Annotated in this window: 10 protein-coding genes; 2 read left to right on the top strand and 8 right to left on the bottom strand. The window is 40.6% G+C overall.

The window, feature by feature from the left end:
* Positions 1–3,408, bottom strand: coding sequence for a PVC-type heme-binding CxxCH protein (locus ACK4HU_RS01230; RefSeq protein WP_409803012.1), 3,408 nt, complete (start codon positions 3,406–3,408; stop codon positions 1–3).
* Positions 3,409–3,647: 239 nt separating this feature from the next.
* Here ACK4HU_RS01230 and ACK4HU_RS01225 point away from each other — a divergent pair, with 239 nt between their 5' ends.
* Positions 3,648–4,517 carry an AraC family transcriptional regulator gene (locus tag ACK4HU_RS01225; protein WP_409803011.1) on the top strand — a complete coding sequence of 290 codons (870 nt, stop codon included), beginning with the start codon at positions 3,648–3,650 and terminating at the stop codon, positions 4,515–4,517.
* A 175-nt stretch (positions 4,518–4,692) separates the two neighbouring features.
* On the opposite strand, the gene ACK4HU_RS01220 is transcribed toward ACK4HU_RS01225, so the two are convergent.
* The 4 genes from ACK4HU_RS01220 to ACK4HU_RS01205 form a co-directional block, all read right to left on the bottom strand.
* Positions 4,693–5,370, bottom strand: coding sequence for a LytR/AlgR family response regulator transcription factor (locus tag ACK4HU_RS01220; RefSeq protein ID WP_409803010.1), 678 nt, complete (start codon positions 5,368–5,370; stop codon positions 4,693–4,695).
* Between the two features lie 3 nt (positions 5,371–5,373).
* Positions 5,374–6,516, bottom strand: a complete 1,143-nt coding sequence (locus ACK4HU_RS01215; RefSeq protein ID WP_409803009.1) for a 6-bladed beta-propeller — start codon at positions 6,514–6,516, stop codon at positions 5,374–5,376.
* On the bottom strand, positions 6,513–7,931 hold the full coding sequence (locus ACK4HU_RS01210) for a sensor histidine kinase (RefSeq protein ID WP_409803008.1): 1,419 nt from the start codon (positions 7,929–7,931) through the stop codon (positions 6,513–6,515). Before ACK4HU_RS01210 ends, ACK4HU_RS01215 begins: the two co-directional genes overlap by 4 nt.
* 464 nt (positions 7,932–8,395) lie before the next feature.
* Positions 8,396–9,862, bottom strand: a complete 1,467-nt coding sequence (locus tag ACK4HU_RS01205; RefSeq protein WP_409803007.1) for an SLC13 family permease — start codon at positions 9,860–9,862, stop codon at positions 8,396–8,398.
* Between the two features lie 251 nt (positions 9,863–10,113).
* Between ACK4HU_RS01205 and mmuM the strand changes: the two genes are divergently transcribed.
* A complete protein-coding gene (gene mmuM / locus ACK4HU_RS01200; protein ID WP_409803006.1) occupies positions 10,114–11,022 on the top strand; it encodes a homocysteine S-methyltransferase in 909 nt (302 codons plus the stop codon).
* Between the two features lie 26 nt (positions 11,023–11,048).
* Here the strand turns inward: mmuM and ACK4HU_RS01195 are convergent, their stop codons facing one another.
* From ACK4HU_RS01195 to ACK4HU_RS01185, 3 genes are all read right to left on the bottom strand, one after another.
* Positions 11,049–11,915, bottom strand: coding sequence for a TSUP family transporter (locus ACK4HU_RS01195; protein WP_409803005.1), 867 nt, complete (start codon positions 11,913–11,915; stop codon positions 11,049–11,051).
* Positions 11,916–12,012: 97 nt separating this feature from the next.
* Positions 12,013–13,647 carry a M1 family metallopeptidase gene (locus ACK4HU_RS01190; protein ID WP_409803004.1) on the bottom strand — a complete coding sequence of 545 codons (1,635 nt, stop codon included), beginning with the start codon at positions 13,645–13,647 and terminating at the stop codon, positions 12,013–12,015.
* A gap of 17 nt (positions 13,648–13,664) precedes the next feature.
* Positions 13,665–15,116, bottom strand: a complete 1,452-nt coding sequence (locus ACK4HU_RS01185) for an aminopeptidase P N-terminal domain-containing protein (RefSeq protein WP_409803003.1) — start codon at positions 15,114–15,116, stop codon at positions 13,665–13,667.
* Positions 15,117–15,147 lie beyond the last annotated feature (31 nt).

Raw genomic sequence — 15,147 nt, 5'->3', positions numbered from 1 at the left:
CTACTCAACTTTCATGATACCATTCATGATTCTCCAGTGACCCGGTACTGTACACACAAATGGATAGTCTCCCGGTTCGGTTGGGGCTGTGAAAACGATTGATTCCCGTCCTTCAGGATCAACCAATAGAGTAGCAGCGATCACTTGAGGAATTTTCGGAACGTAGTTTTGTTCAGCACCTTTTGGATCTCGTGCCAAGGCATCGGCAGCTTCACCGACAGTTTCCATGGAGCCTTTTTGTCCAATCACCAAGTTGTGCTGCATGAAATCAGGATTTTCGAAATCGATCGTAACCTGAGAACCAGCCTTTACAGTGAATGTGGCCAAAGTGAATTTCATTTCATGTGGAATTACACCCAGCTTAATCAAAGTTGTACCATTTGCGGAGGCGGTAGTACCAGCGGCTTCAGCCATCATTTGAATATTAGATCCGGGCTTCTTCAGGGCTAAAGTGGATTTGTTGCTTATTCTACCTGAGAACATCCAACCTCCTTCATATTTTCCAACTTGATTTCTTGAGTCATTTTGACCGACTCGCACTCGTTTAGGAGTAAGTTCTGCGGCGAAAAGTCCCTTGGTCTTAGCCTTTCCGATTTCTTCTCCATTGATCATCAAACTCATGCGGCCGTCTTCAACAAGAGTAGCATCAATTATGAACTGCTCTTCGGGTAGGTCCTTTTTAGAACTGATGATCGTAAGTTTTTCGTCCTGAGCTACCGCAAAATGAAGTTTGTCTTCATAGATATACAAGCTGTAGCCATTCGTGCCATTTCCATGTGCTACCAATATTCCATCAAGCGGATTATTTCCTTTGGAAGCAATCATCCGAATTGCAATTTCCTTTCCAGCCACTTCAGGTGGAAAAAGAATAGAGTTTCGGGAATCCAATGGATATTGCTCTGCGACTAAGCTTCTGCTGATTCGATCCGCCAGAGACAATTCAGTATTGTCGCCGGACTGTAATGCTGTTTTGTTATCTCGCTTTGCAAATTCAGTCGGATGAGCCAAAACCGCTGCAAAAATAGCCTGTGGCAAATATGCATCTGTTCCATTATCAGCCACATCAGCTGCTTTGATCAATTCTTTTGCTGCAACTTCGTTGAACGGCATCTCGGAAAGGGTGAGGAAAGCATATTTTCTGGCATGTAAATCAGGATCGTTTAGAAGGTTTGACACCATGATTGCTTTCATAGATCCATCTGTACGAGGAATTACTCTCAAAGCATTTTTTCTTACTGCTCCTGAAGGATGGCTTAGTGCTTTTTCTACCACTTGCTCAGCTTCTCTGTTGGCTCCGTTCAATTCGCCCAAACCATGCAGAGTCCATAGTGCATTAATGGCCGGTCCGTTTAGACCCACTTCATCTACTTTCTGATCTCCTATAATTGCATACAAGTCCTTGAGGACATCTTTGTTTTTGGTTTCTACGATCAATCGCTGCGCAGTCAATCTCCAGAACATATTTTCACTTTTTAAAGCAGAAATCAACTTTTTAGAGCTGGCATCTTTCAGGTCAAAAGTCTCTGAATCTTTTCCACCTTTGTACACCATTCTATAGATACGACCATGCTGACTATCCCGCATTGGGTTGATGTATGCGTTACCTTCACCGTTTTCGAAACCTCGTGGAGTCGGATTGTGCTGAATGATGAAGTTGTACCAATCAGCTACCCAAAGTGCTCCATCCGGTCCGACTTCTGCATGAACAGGGGAGAACCATTCGTCAGAACTCGCCAAGATGTTAAATCCGTTCTTCTCCTTATATCCAGATCCCTCCGGATTAATGATCGCATTGTGAAGTACTCGGCCTGTTGGCTCGGCTACGAAAGCGATTTTGTTCCAATAGTTTTTAGGAAAGCTTCTGGCAGTGTAGAAATTATGTCCTGCAGCAGCAGTATAGCTTCCATGCCAATCCACCTGTCTCAAGAAAGGAGTGAGGTGAGGCATATCATAGTGTGAATCAATGCCATGAACGGTATTAGCAGATCCTTGGAAAACAGGTCGCTTCAAATAGTTATTTGCCATAGCAAAATACACACTGTGCTGACCGTTTGCAGTAGATATGAATGTTTCAAAATCTTCAGTGAATCCCAGTCCCCAAGTATTGTTTGAGGTATTTCCCAAGTATTCAAGATTATCGCCACTCGGATCAAATCGATAGACACCTTGTCCAAATTGATGTCTAACACCACTTACTTCGCCATTGAAGCCGGAATAACCCAAGACACCCCAAATCTTATTGTCAAATCCATATTTCAAATTGGAAGGTCCGGCGTGTGTATCGCTTTTGCCCCAACCGGTCATGACCACTTCCCTGACATCGGCTACGTTGTCACCATTGGTGTCCTTTAAGAATACAAAGTCAGGAGCCATGGAAATCAAAATACCACCATTTACTGCCATGATGGATGTGGGTATATTTAAGTTGTCTGCAAAAACAGTCACTTTATCCGCTTTGCCATCACCGTTTGTGTCTTCGAGAATTTTGATTTTATCACTTCCGCCTTCTTTCCGAACTTCGTTAGGGTAGTCAATGGTCTCAATGACATAAAGTCTCCCACGCTCATCCCAAGCCATTGCCATAGGATTAATGATCATCGGTTCGGAAGCGAAAAGCTGCAATTCAAACCCTACCGGAACCTGAATTAATTTCATACTTTGCTCAGGAGTAAGCGGAAGCTGATAGCGGGGTGCAGGATCACGCTTTTCGTAGTTGGGAATTACTGCATCCTGAAATTCCGGACTTGGGATTTCATATTTGGTTAAAAGCTCGCTGACTTTATCACCAACAGCCCAAAGGATACCATTTGCTACTAAGTTTTGAAAGTCTTTTTTCTCCCAAGTTTTTTCATTGTGACCGTAGGCTGTGTAAAATACTCGGCCTTTGCCTTCATTTCTTACCCATGTATAAGGTTCGCGTTTGTCACCTTCTACACGCTCCATGAGAACGTGCATGTCCGGGTTGACCTTGGAGTGGACGTACGTTTCATCCCAAGTCTCAAATTCCGTTATTCCAGCCATGGTAGGATGTTCACTATCAATTATTTTTGCAGTAAAGTCTCCCGTGCCATGGGTACTGAATTGACCTCCTACAGCACCAACAAACCAATCTGAATTTCTAAAACAGAAAGAAGCTGAGTGGATCGGGATCAATGCTTTCCCATTTTGGACATAATCCTTGAGGGCTTTTTCTTGGGCTGTTCCAATATCATCGTGGTTTGCATAGATCATCAAACCATCATAATTGTTGAGCGTCACTTCATTCAGATCGTTGACATCAATAGTATAAGTGAGATTGATACCTTTCTGGAAAAGGGGAGTTTCCAGATACATCATCAGCTTTTCTGAGTTGTGATGTTCACTTTCATGTCCTAAAACGAGGATTTCTACCCGTCTTGGATCTGTCATTGAAAGAAAGTTGTCTTTTTTACTGCAGGAAATAAATAGGGTGAATGCAGTGAAGAGAAGAAGGGAATTCGTTCTCTGGTTTTTTAAATTAGTCATGCTTTGGGCTTACAAATTTTACAATCATAATATTCCCAAATTAGTCTTAGAATTTCTTACTGTTTTACCTTGAATTATGACTGTTTTTTATCATTTTGGAATTATATTCTGAATAAAAAGAGCAGAAATCAGTGAAAACACCCTTGAAAAAATCACGAATACCAGAAGGTAAGTCCTTTGTAATCAAGGAGTTGATTGCACCATTTTTTGATGTTAACTGGCATTTTCACTCTGAATATCAATTATTCATTGTATTAAAAGGAACAGGCACCCGTTTTATCGGAGATCATATGCAAAGTTTCAAGGAAGGCGATATGGTATTGACTGGACCGGACCTCCCACATCTTTGGAAAAATGATAAAGTCTACCAAAATCCTGAAAACAAACTGGGAGTTCATGGAATTGTGATCTACTTTCCAGACAACTTTTTGAATAATTCGGTTTTTCAATTGGTGGAGTTTGAGTCGATAGCAAAAATGCTCAAAAAATCAATTAGAGGAATCGAAATCATGGGTAGGACAAACCTTCAAGTCAAAGAAATGATGGTTGATCTTTTGAAATTAAAAGGAGGTGTAAGTCTTATTCATTTGCTCAAAATCCTTCAAACAATTGCGGATTCTACCGATTGTAAGTTGATTGCCGATGCTACCTATATCAATACCAATAAGGAGTCGGAAAAAGATCGGATGGGACATGTCTATGAATATGTGATGCAGAATTTTCAAGGGAAAGTGAGTTTGGAAGAAGCTGCCCAAATTTCAAACCTCTCTGTTTCTGCATTTAGCCGGTTTTTCAAATCGCGGGTGAATAAGTCATTTTCTGACTTTTTAACTGAGGTTCGGATCTCTCATGCATGTAAGTTGCTGCATGAAACCGATTTAAATATCAGTGAGATATCTTATGATTGCGGGTTTTTCACTTTGTCCAACTTCAACAAACTCTTCAAAGAGCGAGTAAAATTGACCCCCGTTCAATATCGGAAAGAGTTTCTCTTAACTTTTGGAGCCAACTAAGTTACTTTCAAAAACTTGAATATAAGCTAATCTGTCAGTAGGCGAATTTCCCAAAGGTTTTGGGCTGGAAGACCGAAGTCCGAAGTGAGCCGAATACTTAGATTTTTGAGCCTTTTTCCAATATTCTTTTTTATCCACAGGCTAAAAAGCAAATAATCATTTTCCAACAAGCCTATTAGGCTTTCAGTTTTTCCATTACATGGTCCAAGTAGGATGAACTTATTGGAACAGGAAATCCTCTGATGTGAAGTTGATGTTTTTCGACTTTGTTTACATGGTTCTTATTCGCCAGAAAAGATCGATGCGTACGAATAAAAAAGGAGGGGAGAAGCTTCTCAATTTCTGATAGTGTTATTCGGCTCATGACTTTTTGATCAGCAAGTTGAAATGTAACATAGTTTCCTTGCGCTTCGCAAAAGAGCAAATCACTGAAGTCGACGCGAAGCTGACCTTCGCTGGTTTTGACAAAAAGGAAAGCAGGTTCATTTTTGGGTTGTAGGTCAATCCATTCCTGAGCTTTTTGGCAGGCTTTGAGAAAGCGACTCAGATTAAATGGCTTGAGCAAATAATCCATTGCATCGAGTTCAAATCCCTTGACCGCATATTCCGAGTAAGCAGTAGTAAAGATGACGACTGTATCCTTTGGAAGTAAAGCCGCCAAATCTATTCCCGAGATATCGGGCATGTTAATATCCAAGAAAACAAGTTGGATTGACTCATTTTTCAAATATTCCAGTCCTTGGATTGGATTGGTGAATGTTTCCCTAAGTTCCAAAAAAGGCACTTTTGAAGCGTGGGATTTGATCACTTCCAAAGCGTAGGATTCATCGTCGATGGCGATTGCACTAATCATTTCTCAGGGCTTTAAATAATGGAGTAATAATACATACCCTTCATTTTCTAGATGATTCCGCACTTCTTGAGGATAAGATTCTGGTTTCGCATCCATCCCAAAGCTGAAAGGATCAATAAGAGAGATTACTACATTATCGTTTCTGAAAGCTGAAGGGATGATTATATCTTTGAAATGTAGCTGGCTCAAATTGATTTTATCAGCGTACAATTCTTCAGAATCTAAGCTGTACATATAAGTCCAGATTTCATTTTTTGTACTACTTATTAGCCCAAATAGCCTATTTCCTGCTTTTAAGGTGGGAGTTTGTAAATACTGAAATGAAGCCCCTTGTGTTTTATATTGCTCAATAGCCTGAAAATCTTGGACAACTTCTCTTGGCAATTGTTTATCACCAAAATCAATGACAAGGCGATTTTTAAGCTCACCCAATTTTGAGAAAATACTGATGGTATCATTGGGTGGACGGTGATAAATCAAAGATTCTTCATCTGTGCTAAACACCCCTGCGTGGTAATAAACATTTGAATTCGAAGCCCCTTTCGCATAGCGAAAAAATAAACTATCCAAATCCATATTGCTTTCAAATACACCCAGCACATGATTTTGGACCAAGCTTTCATTTTGATTATCAAAGTTGATAGCCAAAAACCATTTTTCACCAAATTGAGCAAAGCCTCCTGAATTTATTGGAATAGCTATTTTCTCTTTCCAAAGTCCTTCCGCTGAGTAAATGACGATAGATTTACCGATTTTATCCAAAATTTGAATTTCACCTTTTTCAGTGATTTGAAAATCTGATATTCCTTTAATTTGTTGTGGGCCTTCACCAACTTCCCCAACTTTGCGGATGAATTTCCCATCCTGATCAAAAATTAAAACACCAGATTCCGACAAATGATCGAAAAGGTAAAATCGGTCATTTTTGGCGATCAGTTTGTCTACTCTTTTAAACATTGCATCTTCTTGTGTACTCAGAAGAACATATTTCTGTTCTGATACTAAATCCGAAATGTTTAAAGGTTTGGCTTCAGCAAAAGAAGTTAGAGTGATAATTGAATCTTCTTTAATTACCTCATCCGAATCACAAGCGATAAAAACATAGCTGAAAAATGATAGTAAAGAAAGGATATATAATTTTCTCATAATTGGATAGAAAGATGGACAAAGAAATCGGTGTCGTTCGGAATTATATTTAAGTTATGCCGATCTGGATAGACCAGTTGCAAGCGGTTTTTTACATTTTCCAAACCGATTCCGGATTCCTCTCGGGATTGTTCCGAAGCGGGTTTATCGGGATGGACACTGTTTACCAGATCCAAATGAACCGAACCTGAAATGCATCTCAAATTAAGTCGGATCCAGGATTTCTCCTTGGAAGAGATGCCGTGTTTGAATGCATTTTCCACAAATGGAATCAGCAGCATTGGAGCGATTTCTCCAGCACATTGGTTTTCATTGATTTGAAAATCAGTCTCCAAATTTGCCTGAGCACCAAATCGAAGCATCTGCAGATCTAGGTAATTCCGAAGGTAATTTATCTCGCGTGAAAGCGGTATTCTTGGAAGCTGATTTTCATGCAGCATGAAACGCATCATATCACCGAGTTTCTGAATGCCGTCGGATGTTTTCTCCGCATTTTCCATCAGAGAGCTCGCGTAAAGGGTATTGAGCGCATTGAAAAGAAAGTGGGGATTGATCTGTGATCGGAGAAAATCCATGCTTGCATTGCCTTGATTTACCTGTGTGGAAAGGGAATAAATCTGACCAATGTATGAATCGTATTTTTTAAAGATCAATGATGTTAAAGGAAAAAAGATCAGCTGGATAAAAGCAATAGTGCCAAGCCCACCTACAAAAAAGAATTCCTCCTGATTTGCCTCAATGGAGATTATTAAAAAAATAATTAAAATCACTGCCATCAAACCCCAATTATACCATCTGGATTGCTTAATTAATCCAACTTTCCGTTTTCCGTAAACCAGATAGAAATTATAGAGACTGGCAATAAAAATAACTGGAAGGAAAATACCGAAGATTATTGATGGACCATTGTTCGCTATTGGATCAAGTTGAATAAGACAGAGAAAGGTGAAAATATATCCAAGAATCAGCCTTATGATGTTATAAAGCTGGAAATCCCGGACTTTTGGAGGAGTTAAGGCTTGACTCAAAACATGAGCAGCAAGCAAATAACAGACATAAAGTACCACAATCCCAAGAAGAAATGCCGGAAATGGGGCTTTAATTAATTGGGCAGTATAACCAAAAAGCGCTGCAACTCCGAAGGAAACCATTCCTGTCAAAACTATCCAAATTATGGAGGGCCACTTGTTGGATTCCTTTTGAAACATGGGAATCAATACCATATGAATCAGGTGGAAAGCACCATACAAGATTGCCAAAATCAATAATCTGCTTGAAAATCTGAAAATTGCTTGTCCGGAATCATTATAAAATTGGGGGCGGTAAACGAATAGGATAAATAGAAAGGCTGTCAAAATCGCAGTGGTGACGATCCACCATTCGATTTGTCGAAAATCTAGACTTTTGGATTGCATAGGAGTAAAGTAAGGACTATTTAATATTGGGAGAGAGTGAAATTTCTTTGTTGCTTGGCTTTCCTTTTTCTGTGGCTTCCTTATTAGAAAAGCATAAGAATAGATTGTAGAAAATCCCCGCAGCAATAAGTAGATAGAAGACTTTTTTACGTTCCACTTTTAGCTTTGGGGTTTTCAATAGTTGGTTTAGTTTTTCAGGTTTTCTAAAACTTGAACCAAGATTAGCACAGCTCTCAAAGCTTATCAAAAAAATGTGACGAAATAGGCAGTTTGAGGGGTGGAAAGGAAAGGGAATTTGAAATTTGAGATTTGAAATTTTGGGTACCGGGAATCTTCGATCAAACTGGCAGGTGGTTGTGTCAGACTGAGCGGAGTCGAAGTCCGGTTTCGACTCCGCTCAACCTGACACAGCATAGTGCTCAACCTAACAGAACATTTCAGCTTTCAACCTTCAGCTTTCTGAATTAAAAAGGATACTTCTCCAACTCAATTCCCCAAAACAGCGGAAGTAAGAAATACACCATTAATGTGATCAAGATAATGGAAACAAGGTTTAACAGAAAACCAGCTTTGACCATATCACGCATTTGGAGGTAACCCGAACCGAAAACTACCGCATTGGGCGGAGTGGCCACCGGAAGCATAAAAGCACAACTTGCCGCCAAAGCTGCTCCAATCATCAATCCAAAAGGATGCAAGTCGAGCTTGATCGCTACTGAAGCCAAAATCGGCAGCAGCATCGAAGCCGTCGCCACATTGGAAGTGACTTCGGTAAGGAAGTTGACTGAAGCAACGATAATCAAAAGCAACACGATAAAACCAATCCCGTCAATCGAGGTAAAACCTCCTCCAATCCACTCTGCAAGACCGGTTTCTTTGAAGCCTTCGGCCAAAGCCAAACCGCCTCCAAATAGAATTAATACGCCCCAAGGGATTCTTTCGGCTGTTTTCCAGTCCAAAATGCGTTCGTTTTTGTGAGAGGAGGGGAGGATAAAAAGCAATACTACACCGATGAGAACAATGATGGTATCATCAATTTGAGGGAAGATTTTTGCTAGAAGAAAGCTTCGGGTGATCCAGGCAAAACAAACCATTCCAAACACAGTCAGCACCACTTTTTCCTCAAAGCCCATTCTTCCGAGAGACTTTAGTTGATAAGCAATGACCGATTTGATATTGTCCAGATTAAGCCTTTGAGGCAATGGATTAGCTGATTTTATCAAAAAATACCAGCAAATGAACAGGAGAACAACCGCAAACGGGAAACCAAAAAGCATCCATTCATTAAAACCAATGGAATAGTTATAGAGTTCTTTGATTACTGCAGCCAAAATCGCATTGGTGGGAGTACCGATCAAAGTGGCCATTCCGCCAATAGATGCTGAATAGGCGATTCCGAGCATGATGTTTTTTCCCAAGTTGGAGGCGATACCATCATTCTCGGGGCCAAGTTGGGTTTTGAACTGATTCACAACAGCCAAACCAATCGGAAGCATCATCAGGGCAGTGGCGGAATTTGAAATCCACATGGAAAGAAATCCAGTGGCTAAAACAAAACCCAAGACAATCCGGCGAAGATCTGTTCCCATCAGATTGATAATACTCAAGGCAATCCTTCGATGAAGATTCCATTTCTCAATTCCTGTAGCCAATAGAAATCCTCCCATATAAAGAAGGACTGTAGGATGCATGTAATTATCAGAGACAGATTCGATTTTCAAAATTCCCAATAGCGGCATTAGGATCAGCGGTAAAATCGCAGTAGCTGCAATGGGTATCGCTTCAGTGATCCACCAGATCGCCATCCAACAAGCCAAACCCAGCATGGCTTGAGACGCTGGATTTAATCCAGCAGACTCTACAAAAAAATAAATCAACAGAAATGAAATCGGACCGAAGAATAAACCAAGTCGGGGAAGCCAATTTGACATTTAGGAAAGGATGAAGGTTTGGTGGATGAAATAGGAAGGAAAGATAAAAAAGAATCCCGAAAGGGAATCGAGATTTTCTATTTAACATAATATAAATTATATAACAATTGAAACATTTGCTGTTTACAGCCTGTACACATCCATTGACCTGATTCCACTAAATTTGAATTTTATATGCCCGGTTCCTTTTCTGGAAACAAAAAAGTAAATGCTACTTTTGTTCAACATTATTTTCTTGATTCCTTTCATCAATGGCCTTAACCTATCCACTCCTTTTAGATGGCGGTCTTTCCAATGAATTGGAAAGACAAGGTTGTGATCTTAATCAAGAATTATGGAGTGCGAAACTGCTGGAATCAAATCCTGAAGCAATCATTTTTGCACATCTCAGCTATCTTGAATCTGGTGCGCAATGCATTATAACATCCAGCTACCAGGCTACCCTTCCTGGGTTTATGGCGATTGGTTATGACAAGTCCTCAGCCAGTAGTTTAATCCTTAAATCAGTTAAACTGGCAGAAGAAGCGAGAAATCGTTTTCTTTCAGTAAACAAACCTGTATCAAAACCTTTGATTGCTGCCAGTATTGGTCCTTATGGAGCCTACTTGGCGGATGGCTCTGAATATCGTGGGGATTACATGATCACTGATCAGGAGTTAAGAGACTTCCATGAGCCACGGATCACTTTACTTGATAATTCTGCAGCAGATATTTTGGCCTGTGAAACAATTCCAAATTTTCGGGAAGCAAAGGTGCTTTCAGAATTATTAGAAAATGCAAAAAAACCAGCTTGGGTATCTTTTTCCTGTAAAGATGGCAAGCATATCAGTGATGGAACACCTATTGAAGAATGTGCCTCCTTTTTTGCGCACCACTCTACTGTGTTCGCTATTGGTGTTAACTGTACCTCTCCGGAGTTTATTTCAGAATTAATTCGATCCATCAAAACTAAATCAGGAAGTAAAAAGATAGTTGTATATCCTAATTCAGGAGCCACCTACCATGCCGAAAGCAAAACATGGACTAACCTCACGAATCTGTCTTCCTGTGAAATGATGGTTAAAGAATGGATGGATTTGGGAGCTGATCTTATTGGAGGTTGTTGCGGGATAGGCCCATTACAAATCAAAGCTATGAGTAAAGTCATCTCCGATTGCTGACATCCGCATTCATTTAGCTTATTAACCTATTTATTGTTGGTATTGAGATAAGCAGCACGTAACATTACTGTGGAAGTGTAAAGAATAACGACTATTACTACCCACCTGAGTATATCTAAGGGTAAAGATTTAACTATAAAAGCCGCTATCAATACAGCCACTACGCCAGGGATTGCCATTGCAACTGCCGCTTTTCTATTGTAAGCACCTTCACGGATGAAACGAATGGATGCCGGTGGCATCAAAAAAGCGCAGGAACCCATCATAATCGGAAAAGCAACTTGTGGTGACATCCCCAATGTAAAAACTAAGGCCATACAAGGAGCATATAAACCAATACCCGCAGTCATCAATGCCCCTAGGAAAAAATTACCTACTATGGCTATGATAAGTTTACCACCCTGAAGGCCAATGGCATCTCCCCCACCTTGAATCCATTCCAAATTTCGGGCAAACATAAATCCTGCAGTGACCAATAAAGCAAACCCCATTGTTAACCTGATCTTTTGCTCTGAAAGTTTTGACACAACTCCTGCGCCAATAATAGCACCAAGCATAGCAGAAAGCAGCATCGTAATTAGGGTTAATGGATCTACTTCAATGATGGTGATAAAAATCAATCCCTGTAATAATACAGGTAGCGTATTGGCCACATTCATAGTTCCAGGTATGACTTTATCCTCTGTTTGCTTAGTGAATTTTAACAAGGCTGTCTGAGGCGCAAATGCCCCGATACCCAGAACATCAAAAAAGTTGACAGCAAACCCGATAGCAGAAGTTTTTATCCAGCTACTGTTTTCTAGGGTATTTTTATGGTTCAGGTAATCTTTCGTCAAAACAACTCCAAACCATAAGGTTAGAAGAGCCAGTGAAATCCAAATAAATCCAATCATTTAGAATAGCGCGTTATTCAAAGGGTGTGTTCTGATAGTTTCTTTAATGGTTTCAAAGTTTGATGAAGAATTAGCTATTCCCCTCCATAGATTCAATCTATTTTTTCTCCCAGCTACCATCCATCAAAACCCAGTTTTCTGGATCTAGGATGATGGAAACCGGTGCTGAGTCCATGGGAAAAGAAAACTCTTGGTGTTTTTGATTAAGCTGGAAAGTTTTGATCTCTGATTTTCCTGTAGAAGAGTAAATACCGACCTGAACAGGCATTTTAAACAAACTTCCATCGGTCTGAATTTGGTCAAATTTGATGTTTACTTCCTTTGTTTTTTGATTGTATTGCCAAGAACCACTGTATTGTAATGCACCAGGTTTATATAGCCACTGCTCAAAGAATTCCTTCAAGTCCATTCCTGATGCCTCTTCCATTTCTCTTCTGAAGTCGTCCGTAGTAGCTGTGCTATTCATATACTTGTGGTAGTAGGATCGGATACCTTTCCAGAAATTTTCATTGCCCACTACTCCACGCAGCATGTGAAGAATCCAACTCCCCTTTTGATACGTTTGTGAAGTAGTCACTTGATTCATGTCTTGAAGGTTATCGTGAACTATTCGATAGTCTGGATTTTTGGCGTGAAAAGCATTGACCCGCTGCTTGCTATCAGCAAGTCCCGCCTGAAATGCATCTTTTCCGTAGGCATGCTCAATAAATAAAAGCGTAAAATAAGTGGCAAATCCTTCACTCAGCCAGACATCATCCCAGTCATACTCGGTGACTGCATTTCCAAACCATTGATGGGCGATTTCATGAATCACTACATTTCTCCATCGTTCGTTTCGGTCGCCTACCACTGAATTTTCACTATATAAAATCGCCGAAGCAGCTTCCATCCCACCACTTACACTGTTGGACTGAATGTTGGCTAGTTTTTCATAAGCAAACGGTCCTACATAATTGCTGTAAAACTCCAGAGCCTGTTTAGTTGGTTCTGCGAAATCATAAAAACCGGCATCTCGATCCTGATGATACACCCAAGTTTCAATGGATTTGTTATCAAATTTGTCCACGTATTGAACCGCAAAACGAGCAACACCGAGAACATAAAGCCAGGAGGAAATAGGAACAGATTGCTTCCAGTGGGTTAGTCTCAGTCCCTCTGGTAGATCTGTCTCTTCAACTTTCAGTCCGTTGGAAACCACTTGATAATGTGCAGGAGCAGTAATAATAAATTCGCTGGTAGCCTTTTCATAAGGATGATCTACCATAGCAAGCCAGTTCCTGCCTAGATTGGGCCAGTTATCGCTGAAGAAGGTACGTTCCCCGTATTTGTTATTGGCAATTTTGAGTCCGGTGGCGGGAATTCCGGAATAAGTAATCGTGTAAGTGCTGCGTTGTTGGGCTGTTGAAGGTTCTGGCAAGTAGATCAGCAAGGAGTCTTTTTCATGAGTAAATGACAATGTTTTGCCATTTGAAATTACTTGACTTACGGTCATGCCCTTATTTCCTAACTCTTGACTGGCTTTTACCAGATCAAGTCGTAAAACTTGAACCCCCTCTCCCACATAGCGAACGTCGATGTTGGCTTCACATTTGATCTCATCGCTTTGATCTGAAAGCTCTATTCGAAATACATAGTTAAGTACATCGATCTTCGGATTTTTGGGGTAATTGTCTGCGAAAGAAAGTATTGTACTAAACGAAAGTATACAACTCAGTAGGAAGCTTTTCATCATGATTTTATTAATGGGTCCTATTTTTTAAGCGGTAATTCGGCAGCTGGTCTAAATTCAATTATGCCTTTTTCTTTGATTGTGGCTTCCACGTCTTCGAGACGGGAGGGTACAAAGCCACTAAGATTTTCAACTCCATCTGCAGTTACCAGAGCCATATCTTCAATTCTGATGTAAAGACGTTCTTCGGGAATCCAGATCATGGGATCAATAGTGAATACCATTCCAGCCTTTAATGGAATGCCATGTACTCGGCCTACATCATGTACGGCCATTCCAACCGGATGCTGAAAATGCCCTCGGAATTTTATTCCTTCTTCCACCGCTTTCAAATGAGCTGGCTTCACAAACTTTTTCCCAACCAGGTATTGCTTCATTTCAATAGCCGCTTGGTCGATTACCTCATTGGAGGTTACACCCGGTCTGATGTATCTGAAAAGTGCATCTCGATAAGCAACTATGAAATTATAGAGCTCCTTCTGCTCGGGAGAAAAGGTGCCATTTACAGGCCAGATTCTGGTAACATCACTGGTGTAATAGTGATAATCAGGAGCATAATCCATCAGGACAAGATCACCGTCTTTCAGGACATCGGTTTTGTGAAAATAGTGGCCCATGTAGGCATTGGTGCCACCACCAATAATCGAAGCATACCCATCACCACGGGCGCCGTGCAGGTGAAAGATGTATTTAGCTGCTGCATCTAGCTGATATTCATACACTCCGGGTTGTGTTGATCGCATGGCTTCTATGATACCGAGACCGGCAATCTGTGTGGCTTTTCGGATCAGTTCTATTTCCTTTGGGCTTTTTATGACTCGCATACTATCCAGAACAGGTGACAAATCACGGATCTCAAATTGTGGAAAACGCTCTCTCAATTTTTGGATAAACAATGCTTCTCGAGCAGGCTGTCCATCCCAAGGATCAGCTGCTGATCTAGCTTGGGCATAGAGAAGTTCATCACGGCTGTCATTTCCATTTTCGGCTGGACTGAATTCGATAAAAAGAACCGGAGCAGGTGGGCGAATCAGACCGGTTCCCACTAAATCGGCTGACAAAAATTCAATTCCTTTTACATGGTCTACTCCCACTAGTTGTTTTACCAATTCATTGTCTTCTACAGATAGCACTTTGCCCTGACTGCTCTCTGTACCTGCATCTCTATGAGGAAGATAAATGGTGGCCTGCCTATTTTTTCCGTTGAGGAGTAAGTAGGCATGAGGCGATTCAAGCCCTGTCAGGTAGTAATAGGTATTATTCTGTCTGAAAATACTAAATCCCGGCAGGCCGCTAGCTCCCTGAATTAAAGCCATTCCATTATTGCCAATGGCTGTGAAAATTTTTGATCTGCGTTCGGCAAATTCTTCCTTGGTAAAATCGGTTTGGTAGTGGTGATTATCCTGAGCGGTAACAGAGGTTAAAAAAATTGAAAACAAGATCATAATCAGAGGAATGACTTTTCTATTCATTAGCTTTTTTTTGTCAGTGATAGATTTAAAG

It is taken from the genome of Algoriphagus sp., assembly GCF_046296635.1.
Classification (GTDB): domain Bacteria; phylum Bacteroidota; class Bacteroidia; order Cytophagales; family Cyclobacteriaceae; genus Algoriphagus.
Note: the sequence above shows the minus strand (reverse complement) of the source record. Positions and strands in the feature narration are given on the sequence as shown.

Bases quoted from the DNA above. Each gene is read 5' to 3' on its own strand.
- ACK4HU_RS01230 (WP_409803012.1), bottom strand. From the start codon at position 3,408: ATGACAGATCCAAGACGGGTAGAAATCCTCGTTTTAGGACATGAAAGT.
- ACK4HU_RS01220 (WP_409803010.1), bottom strand. From the start codon at position 5,370: ATGATTAGTGCAATCGCCATCGACGATGAATCCTACGCTTTGGAAGTG.
- ACK4HU_RS01215 (WP_409803009.1), bottom strand. From the start codon at position 6,516: ATGAGAAAATTATATATCCTTTCTTTACTATCATTTTTCAGCTATGTT.
- ACK4HU_RS01210 (WP_409803008.1), bottom strand. From the start codon at position 7,931: ATGCAATCCAAAAGTCTAGATTTTCGACAAATCGAATGGTGGATCGTC.
- ACK4HU_RS01205 (WP_409803007.1), bottom strand. From the start codon at position 9,862: ATGTCAAATTGGCTTCCCCGACTTGGTTTATTCTTCGGTCCGATTTCA.
- mmuM (WP_409803006.1), top strand. From the start codon at position 10,114: ATGGCCTTAACCTATCCACTCCTTTTAGATGGCGGTCTTTCCAATGAA.
- ACK4HU_RS01195 (WP_409803005.1), bottom strand. From the start codon at position 11,915: ATGATTGGATTTATTTGGATTTCACTGGCTCTTCTAACCTTATGGTTT.
- ACK4HU_RS01190 (WP_409803004.1), bottom strand. From the start codon at position 13,647: ATGATGAAAAGCTTCCTACTGAGTTGTATACTTTCGTTTAGTACAATA.
- ACK4HU_RS01185 (WP_409803003.1), bottom strand. From the start codon at position 15,116: ATGAATAGAAAAGTCATTCCTCTGATTATGATCTTGTTTTCAATTTTT.